Origin of the sequence: Agromyces mangrovi, from assembly GCF_030296695.1 — a bacterium.
In the GTDB taxonomy this organism is placed as follows: domain Bacteria; phylum Actinomycetota; class Actinomycetes; order Actinomycetales; family Microbacteriaceae; genus Agromyces; species Agromyces mangrovi.
Window position 1 is genome coordinate 2,445,522 of record NZ_AP027737.1, and the last position, 11,164, is coordinate 2,456,685.

General features: G+C 73.8%; 12 protein-coding genes. 7 read left to right on the forward strand and 5 right to left on the reverse strand.

Going from position 1 to position 11,164, the window contains the following annotated elements; genetic code table 11:
- The first annotated feature begins 131 nt into the window (after positions 1-131).
- A complete protein-coding gene (locus tag QUE38_RS11585; RefSeq protein ID WP_286311804.1) occupies positions 132-683 on the forward strand; it encodes a nucleoside/nucleotide kinase family protein in 552 nt (183 codons plus the stop codon).
- Positions 684-967: 284 nt separating this feature from the next.
- Here the strand turns inward: QUE38_RS11585 and QUE38_RS11590 are convergent, their stop codons facing one another.
- Positions 968-1,663, reverse strand: coding sequence for a TetR/AcrR family transcriptional regulator (locus QUE38_RS11590; RefSeq protein ID WP_286308399.1), 696 nt, complete (start codon positions 1,661-1,663; stop codon positions 968-970).
- A gap of 127 nt (positions 1,664-1,790) precedes the next feature.
- Here QUE38_RS11590 and QUE38_RS11595 point away from each other — a divergent pair, with 127 nt between their 5' ends.
- A complete protein-coding gene (locus QUE38_RS11595; RefSeq protein WP_286308400.1) occupies positions 1,791-2,870 on the forward strand; it encodes an NAD(P)-dependent alcohol dehydrogenase in 1,080 nt (359 codons plus the stop codon).
- Between the two features lie 154 nt (positions 2,871-3,024).
- Here the strand turns inward: QUE38_RS11595 and QUE38_RS11600 are convergent, their stop codons facing one another.
- Entirely contained in the window at positions 3,025-3,702 is a 678-nt protein-coding gene (locus QUE38_RS11600) for a hemerythrin domain-containing protein (RefSeq protein ID WP_286308401.1), read from the reverse strand.
- 197 nt (positions 3,703-3,899) lie between these two features.
- Here QUE38_RS11600 and QUE38_RS11605 point away from each other — a divergent pair, with 197 nt between their 5' ends.
- Both QUE38_RS11605 and QUE38_RS11610 read left to right on the forward strand, forming a co-directional pair.
- Positions 3,900-4,586, forward strand: a complete 687-nt coding sequence (locus QUE38_RS11605; RefSeq protein ID WP_286308402.1) for a class I SAM-dependent methyltransferase — start codon at positions 3,900-3,902, stop codon at positions 4,584-4,586.
- A gap of 91 nt (positions 4,587-4,677) precedes the next feature.
- Complete coding sequence (locus QUE38_RS11610) at positions 4,678-5,631, forward strand: alpha/beta hydrolase (protein WP_286308403.1); 954 nt, start codon at positions 4,678-4,680, stop codon at positions 5,629-5,631.
- Here QUE38_RS11610 and QUE38_RS11615 read toward each other — a convergent pair.
- Positions 5,628-6,278 (reverse strand): response regulator, encoded by a 651-nt coding sequence (locus tag QUE38_RS11615; protein ID WP_286308404.1) that lies wholly within the window; start codon positions 6,276-6,278, stop codon positions 5,628-5,630. The genes QUE38_RS11610 and QUE38_RS11615 overlap by 4 nt on opposite strands.
- Entirely contained in the window at positions 6,275-8,059 is a 1,785-nt protein-coding gene (locus tag QUE38_RS11620) for a sensor histidine kinase (RefSeq protein WP_286308405.1), read from the reverse strand. Before QUE38_RS11620 ends, QUE38_RS11615 begins: the two co-directional genes overlap by 4 nt.
- A 160-nt stretch (positions 8,060-8,219) precedes the next feature.
- Here QUE38_RS11620 and QUE38_RS11625 point away from each other — a divergent pair, with 160 nt between their 5' ends.
- From QUE38_RS11625 to QUE38_RS11635, 3 genes are all read left to right on the forward strand, one after another.
- The gene (locus QUE38_RS11625; RefSeq protein ID WP_286308406.1) at positions 8,220-8,963 is read left to right on the forward strand and encodes a hypothetical protein; all 744 of its coding nucleotides are present in this window, start codon (positions 8,220-8,222) and stop codon (positions 8,961-8,963) included.
- A 184-nt stretch (positions 8,964-9,147) separates the two neighbouring features.
- On the forward strand, positions 9,148-9,624 hold the full coding sequence (locus QUE38_RS11630; RefSeq protein ID WP_286308407.1) for a PNPOx family protein: 477 nt from the start codon (positions 9,148-9,150) through the stop codon (positions 9,622-9,624).
- 56 nt (positions 9,625-9,680) lie between these two features.
- Positions 9,681-10,400, forward strand: a complete 720-nt coding sequence (locus QUE38_RS11635; protein WP_286308408.1) for an SDR family NAD(P)-dependent oxidoreductase — start codon at positions 9,681-9,683, stop codon at positions 10,398-10,400.
- A 66-nt stretch (positions 10,401-10,466) separates the two neighbouring features.
- Here QUE38_RS11635 and QUE38_RS11640 read toward each other — a convergent pair whose 3' ends face one another.
- A complete protein-coding gene (locus QUE38_RS11640) occupies positions 10,467-11,126 on the reverse strand; it encodes a TetR/AcrR family transcriptional regulator (RefSeq protein WP_286308409.1) in 660 nt (219 codons plus the stop codon).
- Between the last annotated feature and the right edge of the window lie 38 nt (positions 11,127-11,164).

An 11,164-nucleotide genomic window follows, 5' to 3' on the forward strand; every position in this document is an offset into this window, starting at 1 on the left:
GCGGATTGGACGGCTCCTCGAACGGGCGCCCGACCGTAGGCTGAGGCGATGGAGCTGGATGGCCTGGTGGAGCGCGCGGCGGGGCTCGCCGGGGCCGCCGGCGCGGCCGGGGAGGGCGTGCCGTTCTCGGGATCACCGGGGCGCCCGGTGCGGGCAAGTCCACGCTCGCGGATGCGGTGGTTGCGGGCGCCGCGGCCCGGGGCATCCGTGCCGCCCTGCTGCCGATGGACGGGTTCCACCTCGCGGACGTCGAGCTCGAGCGGCTCGGCCGGCTCGACCGCAAGGGTGCGATCGACACGTTCGACGGGTGGGGGTACCTGGCCGCGCTGCGTCGCGTGGCCGAGTCGCGCGAGATCGTCTACGCGCCGGGCTTCGAACGCACGCTCGAGCAGCCGATCGCGGGGGCCGTGCCCATCGAACCCGGGGTGCAGCTCGTCGTGACGGAGGGGAACTACCTGCTGATGCGCGATGAGCCGTGGTCGCTGGTGCCGTCGGTGCTCGCCGAGACGTGGTTCGTCGACGTGCCCGACGATTTGCGGCGCGCGCGGCTGGTCGCACGACACGTCGAGTTCGGCAAGTCGCCCGATGCGGCCGAGGCGTGGGTGCGCGAGGTCGACGAAGTGAATGCGCGCGCGATCATCGCACGTCGTGGGGTGGCCGACCTCGTCGTCCGTGCGGACTGAAGGACCCGGGTGGCACGAAGCCGCGCCCGAGGTCGCCTCGTGCGGAACGTAGGACTCGATGGGCGACACGCCGGGATGGGGTGGCGGCACGCCCGGGATCTCCTACGTTTCGCACAACGCGGTCGGGTGGGCTCGTGCGAAACGTAGGACTCGATGGGCGACACACCGGGATGGGGTGGCGGCGCGCCCCGGATCTCCTACGTTTCGCACGCAGGCTTCCGCGCTCCGTTGCACGGCCGGCTCGCCACGCCTACACGGCCGGCTCGCCACGCCCCCCAACCCGCTCAGCGCGCCAGCGCGGCCTCCAGCCCGTCGAGGATCAGGTCGAGCCCGAAGTCGAACGAGCGGCCGAAGTCGTAGTCGGGCTGCATCACGTACTCGCCCGCGAAGCGCACCATGTGGGGGTACTCGTCAGGCGACATCGGGGTGATCAGCTGGTCGGCGATCTCCGACAGGTCGCCCTCGCGCTCGCCGAAGGGCAGCGCCGCCTCCTGTAGCGCGAACCCGTAGAGGTACGCGTCGAGCACCGCGCCCGCGTGCGCGATGAGCTCGAGCGGGAACCCGGCCTGGAACCACACGGCGAGCACGGCCTCGTGGTGGCCGAGGATGCTCGGGTCGGGGTTCGTGCGCGACTCCATGAGCGGCGGGGCCCACGGATGCCTCCGCAGCACCTCGCGCGCCGACTCGGCCCGCATCCGGATCGCCCGCTTCCACGGCAGGTCGAGCGGCGGGCGGGTGATCTCGTCGAACACCCGGCCGACCATGCCGTCGATGATGTCCTCCTTGTTCGCCACGTAGTGGTAGATCGTCATCGGCTTCGCGCCCAGCTGGTCGGCGAGGCGGCGGATCGTCAGCGCGTCGACGCCGATGCGGTCGGCGAGTTCGACCGCGCCGGCGAGCACCACGTCGCGGGAGAGCGAGCCGCGGGCGGGCGCAGGGGCGGGGGCGGGCGGATGCTCCGCAGTCTCGCGTCCGGACATCTCGTCGCCTCCCTCTTGACGTTCGTACTAAGTACGAGTACCGTCGACACTACCGCATCGTACTTAGTACGAAAAGCGCCCACGAACAGACACCGGAGCCGCACGGCTCGAACCGAAGGAGCACACCATGACCGTGGACACCCGCCACGAGACCCGCGCCGCCGGCGCGAACACCGCGCCCGAGGCATCCGCTTCGCCCCGCACCGCACCCCGCCCCGCCCGCATGCCCGGCACCATGACCGCCGTCGTGCAGCACCGCTACGGCGGCAGCGAGGTGCTCGGCATCGAGCAGGTCGACCGCCCGACCCCCGGCCCGGGCGAGGTGCTCGTGCGCGTGCGCGCCGCCGGCCTCGACCGCGGCACCTGGCACCTCATGGCCGGCCTGCCGTACCTGACCCGCCTCATGTTCGGGTTCCGCAAGCCCAAGTACCCCATTCCCGGCCTCGACGTCGCGGGCAACGTGGCGGCGCTCGGCGAGGGGGTCGACGAGTTCGCCATCGGCGACCGGGTCTTCGGCATCGCGATCAGCAGCTTCGCGGAGTACGCCGTCGCGCCCGTCGCCAAGCTGCAGCGGATGCCCCGGGGCATCGACTTCGACGCCGCCGCCGTGGTGCCGATCTCGGGCCTCACCGGGCTGCAGGCCGTCGAGGCCGCAGGCGTCACCGCCGGGCAGCGCGTGCTGATCACGGGGGCATCGGGTGGCGTCGGCAGCTACGCCGTGCAGGTCGCCGCGGCGGCCGGCGCGGAGGTCACCGCGGTCGCGAGCGCGGGCAAGGCGGAGTACGTCCGCTCGCTCGGCGCCACCCGCGCGATCGACTACCGCACCACCGACGTGACCACGCTCGACGAGCGCTTCGACGCGATCATCGACATCAACGGCAACGCGAAGGTACGCCGTATGCAGCGCATCCTCGCGCCCGAGGGCGCGCTCGTCATGGTCGGCGGCGAGAAGGGCGGCAAGCTGACCGGCGGGTTCCAGCGCCAGCTGAGCGCGCCGCTGCGCAACCTGTTCACCCGCCAGACGATCCGCGGCCTCATGTCGATCGAGTCGGGCGACGACATCGCGCGACTCGCGGGCGTGATCGAGCAGGGGTCGCTGCGCGCACCCGTGTCGGAGGTCTACCCGCTCCGCGACGTGCGCCGCGCGATGGACGACCTGGTCGAGGGGCGCCTCTCGGGCAAGGCGAGCATCCACGTCGCCGACTGAGCGGATGCCGCTGGGCGGGCGCCGACCGGGAACGCCGTGTTCCGGGCCGGCGCCCGTCAGCGTGCGGCGACGGATGCGTCGGGCCGGCGCCCGGCCGCGCTCAGCTCGCCGCGCTCTCGGCCGATCGCGCCGGCGCGCTCAGCGCGCGACGAGCTCAGCGCGCGACGAGCTCCGCGCGCGTGCGCTCGTAGCGCTTCCGGCCGACGGCTCGCCACATCAGGCGCACCGGGCCGGGGAGGTTCTTCCGCACCCAGTCGTCGCCGTCGGGCTGCGCGTCGATGATCGCGCCGAGCTGGTCCCACATGCGGCCCTTCGGGGTGGCCTTGCGGCCGTGCTCCGAGAACCACTCGAGTTCCTTCTGGGTGTACGTGGTCTCGATCACCGGCACGATGTTGGTCTCCTCGTCGGGCAGGTGCACCTCGAGGGCGGCGTTGATGCCGTCGAGCGCGGCGAGCACGTCGGCCGGGTCGCCGGCGGACGCGCGCCAGGACGGCAGCGCCGCGTCGAGCGCCCGCAGCTGCACGAGCATCGCCTGGTGCTGCTCCTTCATGCGCTCGACGTGCAGCGCGCAGCTCGGCGCGCGGGCCTCGAGCGTCGACCAGAGCCTCGCGTCCTCGCCCTCGTGGTGCGCGTGCAGGCCGACCGACATCAGCTCGAGCTGGCTCGCTACGGCCTCGGCGTGGGCGGTGTCGCCCGCGCGCACCCCGCGCACGAGCTCCGGCCCCTCGCCGAACCCGCGCTTGAACATGCGGTGGATCTCCGCCATGCCGCTCGCATCGCAGGTCTTCGCCTCCGGCGCCTCGCCGCTCGCAGGCAGTGGTGTGGCTGGCATGATGCCTCCCCGGTCGCGCCGGGATCGCTCCCGAACGCCGTCCCTCGGCCGCCTCGGGCGGGGCGGGCCGATGCGCACACGATAGCGCCGTGTCGGGTGCGACCGCCAGAGGGCGAGCGGATGCCCCGGGGCCGACGCTCCGCGCGATTGAGCCGGTCGACTTGACCGGTCGGCTCGCGGCGGGGTGTGCTGGACCCATGAGCGCGCACGACCACGACGACCTCGAGTACGACCACCACGGGCACGGCGAACAGGCGCACGGCGGACCGCACCGGCACTCGGGCGACGAGGCATCCGACTGGGACGCGAGCTACGCCGACTCCGAGCAGCGCTGGAGCGGCCGGCCGAACGTGCAGCTCATCGCGGAGCTCGACGGGCAGGCGCCGGGCACGGCGCTCGACGTGGGCAGCGGCGAGGGCGGCGACGCGATCTGGCTCGCGCAGCGGGGCTGGACGGTCACGGGGCTCGACCTCTCGCCGGTCGCGGTCGAGCGTGCGCGGCGGGCGGCGGCCGACTCAGGGGCATCCGTCGAGTGGATCGCGGCGAACATCGCGGACCGGCCGCTGCCGGGCCGCACCTTCGACCTGGTCGCGGGGCACTACCTCGCGCTGCGTCGCGACACGGCGTCCAGCGCGATCGGCGCGATGCTCGACGCGGTCGCGCCCGGCGGCACGCTGCTCGTGGTCGGCCACGGCGAGGAGCATCGGGCGACCGCCCTCGAGCACGGCTTCGACCCCGACGAGTACCTGCAGCCCGCCGACTTCGCGGCCGCGCTCGACGACGGCTGGACGATCGACGTCGACGAGGTGCGCGAACGCTCGGATGCCTCGGACCCGGCGTCGCACCACGTCTCCGACGTCGTGCTGCGCGCACGTCGCGCCTGAGGACGAGCGCCGTGGCGCGGTGCACGGGTCGGCTACGATCCGTACGACCCGGACACGGCGGTCGCGACGGAGCGGCCGGGAGGGAGCACCGATGAGCAGCACGGCGACGACGCGCATGCGGGCGGACGACCTGGACCCCGACCTGCGCCGGCCGTACCGGATGATGCCGCCTGTGGCGGTGCAGCGCGCGTGGCAGCGACGGCTCGCGAACCGCGCCATGCGGCTCGCCCCGGCGCCGCGCCTGAGCGACGGCACGACGTTCGAGGTCGTCGACTTCGACGTGCCCGGCACGGGGGTGCGCGTCTTCACGCCGGCGGGCGGCTCGGGTGGCGCGCTGCTCTGGATCCACGGCGGCGGGTACGTGATCGGTGCCGCCCAGATGGACGACCGGGCGTGCGCGGGGCTGGCGGCGCGGCTCGGCATCACGGTGGTGTCGGTGCAGTACCGGCTCGCCCCGGAGCATCCGTTCCCCGCACCGCTCGACGACTGTCTGGCCGCATGGGAGTGGCTGCAGGCCGAGGCATCCGTTCGCGGAATCGACCCCGAGCGTGTGGCGGTCGGCGGGCAGAGCGCGGGCGGGGGTCTCGCGGCGGCGCTCGTGCAGCGCCTGCACGACCGTGGCGGGGTGCGGCCCGTGGCGCAGCTGCTGTACTGCCCGATGCTCGACGACCGCACCGCCGCGACGCGCGCGCACGACCCGCGCAGGCACTTCGCCTGGACGAACCGCGACAACCTCCTCGGCTGGCGGTCGTACCTCGGCGCGGCGCCCGGCGGCGCCGACGTGCCCGCGTACGCGGTGCCCGGTCGCCGCGCCGACCTCGCGGGCCTGCCGCCCGCCTGGATCGGCGTCGGAGACATCGACCTCTTCCACGACGAGGACGTCGCTTACGCGGAGGCGCTGCGCGCGGCCGGCGTCGAGGTGACGACCGACATCGTGCCGGGCGCGCCGCACGGCTTCGAGACGATCGCGTGGTCGAGCGAGCTCGCGAAGGCGTTCCGCGGGCGCGCCGAGGTGTGGCTCGGCGACCGGCTGGTACGGGCCTAGTCGACTGGCGGGCCGAGCCCGCGATCGCGCGCCTTCGCCACCGCGGCTGCGCGATCGCGCACCTGGAGCTTCGTCAGCACGATGGACACGTGGTTGCGCACGGTCTTCTCCGAGAGCGAGAGTCGTGCGGCGATCTCGTGGTTGCCCCGCCCGACCGCGACGTGCTCGAGCACTTCGTGCTCTCGCTCCGTGAGCTCGGGGAACACCCGTCCGTTGCTCGGCGGGCGCGTCGCGTACGCGGCGACGCGGCGCCCGACCTCGCCGCTGAAGACGCTGCCGCCGCCGGCGACCGTCTGCACCGCACGCACGATCTCGTCGCGGTCGGCGCCCTTCAGCAGGTAGCCGCGCGCTCCGGCGCGCACGGCGTCGAGGAGGGCGTCGTCGTCGGCGTGCATCGTGAGCACGAGCACCCCGGGTGCGCCGTCGCGTTCCGCCAGCCGGCGGAGCATCTCCAAGCCGCCCTCGCGCGGCATCTCGAGGTCGGTGAGCACGACATCGGGCCGGAGCTCGTCGACGAGTGCGCGGAGCTCCGCGCCGTCGGCCGCCTCGCCGACCACCTCCACCTCGGGTGTCGCGGCCAGCGCTGAGCGAAGGCCGAAGCGGAACATCGGGTGGTCGTCGGCGATGACCACGCGCGGCGCGCTCACGCGACCCGCTCCGGCAACGGCTCCGGCAACGGCAGCGCGAGCGTGACGGTCGTGCCGTCCGGCGACGAGCGGATGCCGAGGCTGCCGCCCAGCCGCCGCGCGCGGTCGTGCATCGAGGCGAGCCCGATGCCGGAGCCGGGGGTGGTCGCATCGAATCCGCACCCGTCGTCGGACACCTGCATGACCAGGCCGGCGTGGTCCGACGCGAGCTCGACGACGATCCGCGTCGCCCCGCCGTGCCGCACGGCGTTGGCGACCGCCTCGTTCGCGATGCGGTAGGCGGCCTGCTCGACCTCGAGCGGAACCGCGTCCACGGGCTCCGCGTGCAACTCGACGTCGACACCGGGCGCGATGGATGCGAGGCTGCGGCGCAGGCCCTCCGCGAGGCCGCGTTCGTCGAGCGCGGCGGGTCGCAGGTCGTCGAGCACGCGCCGGACCTCCTCGACCGCGCGCGTGACCTCGCCACGGAGCGCATCGATGATGGCGCCCGCGCGTGCCGGCTCCGACGCACGGATCGCGTCGGCCGCGCCGTCGAGCCCGAGCCGGATGCCGGTGAGCGATGGCCCGAGGCCGTCGTGCAGATCGTGGCGCACGCGTTCGCGCTCGACGTCGCGCGCCCGGGCGCCCGCATCGCGCTGCGCCTCGACCTGCTCGGTGAGGTGCTGGGCACGCACCACGGCCGCGAGCTGGGCCGCGAGGGCACGGAGCATCCGCTCCTCTCTTGTGGTGTATCGGTCGCCTGGCCATCTGGTCGCGACCTGGAGGGTGCCGACGGGAACACCGCCCACCGCCAGCTCGGCCGAGAACCCCGTGGCGCGAAGATCACCCACCGTGGCGGCGACGCCGCCGTGCTCGTCGAGCAGCCGGGCGCCCGGCGCACCGACGGAGCGCACCACGGTCGCGAGCACCGCCCCGAGCAGCTCGCCCTCCTCGTTCGCCGCGACCCGCCTGCCGAGCTCGGCGACGGTGCGCATCGGGTCGGCGCCCGGGGAGGCGTCGATGCCGAGCAGGCGATAGCGCAGGAGCCCGACGGCGATCGCCAGGGGGAGCAGCGAGAGCGTCGCGACCTGGAGCACCTGCATGGCAACGCTGTCTCCCGAGACGTTGACGAGCAGCAGGAGCACCACGCTGCCGAGCAGCCACGCGAGCTGCTGCCGCCTCGGTGCCGGCGCGCGCAGCAGCCGCACGATGGAGAGGATCCACACGACCCCGGCGCCGCCGAGGTACACGACGATCGGCGCGGTGCCGAGCACGTCGTCGAGCCACGACCCCGCCGAGGTCGGAACGAACTGCACGACGAGCCACTGCGCCTGCATCAGCGTCGCTCCGAGCACGACGACGCCGACCGGCCATGCCCACGCTCGCCGGGGGAGCCGTCCCTCCGGGTACACGGCGGGCAGCACGCCGAGCATGGCCAGGAGCGCCCAGCCGCCGACGAGCGTCAGCGCGAGCCCGACCGGTCGACCCGAGTAGTCGTCCGCCCCTGCGTCACCGAGCCAGCCCGCGCCGGCGCACGCCGCTTCGGTCATGGCCGCCTGCGTCAGGGCACCGACGACGACGAGCATCCAGCCGACCGCATTGGCTGGCCGCATCCAGGCGAGCACGCCCCCGATGCACGTCCATCCGAGCGCGACCGTCGAGCTCGCGACGGTCAGTGCGAGCGGGGTCGGTGGGTCCGATCCGCCCGCACCGGTGGCGACGCCGAGCGCCGCGGCCGCCCCGATCGCGAGCGCCACCGTCATCGTGACGGTCAGCACCACCGTCGCTCGCGCGGCCCACATGGAGTCAGTGTGCTGGCCGCAGGGCGTGAGCACCAGTGCGAATGTCCCGGATCGCCGGGCCGTTCCGGCCGGCGCGCCCGGGACGAGCGCATCTGGCACCCGGGTCATCGGGCGCGCGACCGTGTGGCTCTCCGCTCCATCGACTCGAAGGGAATCCCGAATGTCCGAACTCACCGTCGAGGTGGCACCGGCCACCCGCGTCCGCCGCTTCATCACGTTCCGCGTCCTCGCCGTCGCGATCGCACTGCTCTTCCTCGTCGGATTCGGCGTCTGGCTGTCGATCCTCACCCCGTGGCTGGCGCTGCCCGACGAGGTCGATCACGGATGGACGCGCACGCCCGAGCTGCACCGCCTCGCCGACAGCGCGAGCTCCGTGCTGATGGCGGCCATCGCCGCCGCGGCCGTCCTGCTCGCGGTGCGACCGCGCGGACGGTCCGGCGTCACCGCGTGGCTGCTCGGGCTCCTCGCAGTGGTCGGCGTCAACAGCCTCGTCTCGTCTGCGATCCAGGGGCAGGACCTGATCGGTGCCGGCGTCTTCACGCTCGGCTGGCTCGTCGTCGTGGTGCTGCTGCCGTACGCCTTCGCGCCCGACCGTGCGAGCCTGGCGAAGGGTGGGCTTCGCGACGCATCGGCTCCGGGCACCGCGCTCACTCGCGTGTTCGTCGCGGTCGGCGTGGTCGGCGTGCTGATCGCGGTGACGGCGGTCGTCTGGCGGCTGGCCGGCGGCGTGTTCGAGAACCCCCAGGAGGACGACGTGATCGGGTTCGTCCTCTACGGCCTCGCATTCGCCGTCGGGGGCCTGCAGTGCGCACGGGCGCGAGCGGGCTGGCGCACGCTGGCGGTCATCCTCGCGGCGGTCGCGGCGTACTCGGTCGTGGCAGGGCTCTCGCTCGCACTCGGGTAGCGGCGCGGGGCACTCCTGCTCTCGTGGCAGGGGTGCCCCGTCGCCCGCCCCCGTTCCGGGGCCTGTCGCCGCGAGGCATCCGACCCCTACGCTGGGTGCGTCAGCGGACGACGGCGAACGACCGACGGGATCGGGGGATCGGCATGGGCGAGACGACGGTGCGGATGCGACGGGGGCTCGTGCGATGAAGGTCTTCTGGCGCGTGCTGCTCGTGCTCTTCGGGGTCGCGCTCGTCGCGGCCGTCGCCGGCGTGGCGACGCTCGTGCGCGGCTTCCGCACGCAGGACCCGCGGATCATGCAGCCGATGCGGCGCTTCCTCAACGAGACCGTGAACCCCGAGGCGCTGAAGCGCGCAGGGAAGGCGGGCGAGGAGACGGCGGTCATCCACCACGTCGGCCGCACGAGCGGCACCGAGTACTCCACGCCCATCGGCGCGAAGCCCGCCGACGGCGGGTTCGTCGTGGCGCTGCCGTACGGGTCGGATGCGCACTGGGTGCGCAACGTCGTCGCGGCGGGCTCGGCCGTGCTCGAGCTCGACGGCGAGACCCACGTGGTGCACGACCCCGAGATCGTGCCGATCGAGGACACCGCGTTCGCGACCGACGAGGCGTGGATCATGGGCGTGTTCGGGGTGCGCGAGGCGCTGCTGCTGCGCGTCTGAGCGCACGCGGTCGACGAACATCGAACGGCGCGGACGCGCCGAGAAGGGGCGAGCGGATGCCCGAGGGCGACGAGACCACCAAGACCGCGGTCGTGACCGGAGGAGGTCGTGGCATCGGCGCCGCGGCGGTGCGACGGCTGGTGCGCGCCGGCTGGACGGTGACCGCGGTGGTGCGCGACCCCGATCGCGCGGGGGAGGTGCTCGCCGACGTCGAGGGCGTCACGATCGTGCGCGGCGACCTGCACGACGCGGCCGAGCTGCACGAGGTCGCCCGCGAGTTCGACGGACGACCGCTCGACCTGCTCGTCGCGAACGCCGCCCGGTTCGCCCCGTGGGACCAGACGGCGTCGAACGCCGACCTCGACGACGTGCTCGACTCGTTCGAGGTGAACGTGCTCGGCACGTGGCGCACGCTGCAGGCGTTCCTGCCCGCGCTGCGTCGCGCGAAGGACCCGCAGGTGATCGTGGTCGGCAGCGGCGCCGGGTCGCACTCCGACCCGCAGTTCGGCATCACGTCGAGCCCCGGCGCCGCGGGCTACGCGGTGTCGAAGGCGGCGGTGCACGCGCTCGTGCGCAAGGCCGCGACCGAGCTCGCCCCGGAGGGCATCGAGGTGTACGGCGTCGACCCCGGCCTCACCGCCACGGCGCCCGGCATGGAGGAGATGGGCGCCCGCCCGCCGGCGGTGGGAGCGGAGAGCGTGCTCTGGCCCGCGCTGCTGCCCGGCAGCGTCGACCCCGGCACGCTCACCCGCGACGGGCGCGACCTGGGCTGGTGACCGCCCCGCGGCATCCGCTCGACTGAACTCGGGGCCCGGCCGGCTGTGGGCCCGACCTGCGCCGGGTCAGGACGCCGGGGGAGGCGGGTCGACCGTGAGGTCGACGTGCTCGCCGCTCACGAGGATCTCGGCCGACAGGCGCTCGAGGTGCGCGCGGGCGAGGCCGGCGAAGTCGAGCGTGCCGCCTGAGAGCACCCACTGCAGCTGGAGCCCGTCGGAGACGGCGATGCACTCCCGCGCGATCGCCTCGTAGTCGCGGTCAGGGCGGAGGGTGCCGGCATCGACGCCCTCCTGGAAGCGCTGGGTGAGGTCGGCGATGACGCGGTCGTAGCGCGCGACGAAGAGCTCGTGCGCGGCGCTCGTGCGGTCGGCCGCCTCGCCGCCCATGTGTACGAAGAGTTCCATGAGCCCGGGCTGGGTCGTGAACAGCTGCCGGAGCCGATACATCAGGCGCAGTGTCCCCGTGCCGTCGGTGTCGGTCGGGGACTCGAACGCGACGCGCGCCGACTCGTCGAAGCGGCGCTCGGCGACCGCGAGCAGGAGGTGCTGCTTGGTGGGGAAGTGGTGCATGAGGCCCGGCGTCGTGATGCCGACGTCCTTGGCGATGTCGGCGAGCGAGGTCGTCGCGTAGCCGGTCTCCATGAAGCGCTCGGTCGCCCGGTCGATGATGCGCTCGCGTCGCTCGATGCCCGTCGCGTACTTGCCGCGCGGTCCCGTGGCTGCCATGTCGACACCCTAGTCGGGGCATCCGTTTCAATCTCGGA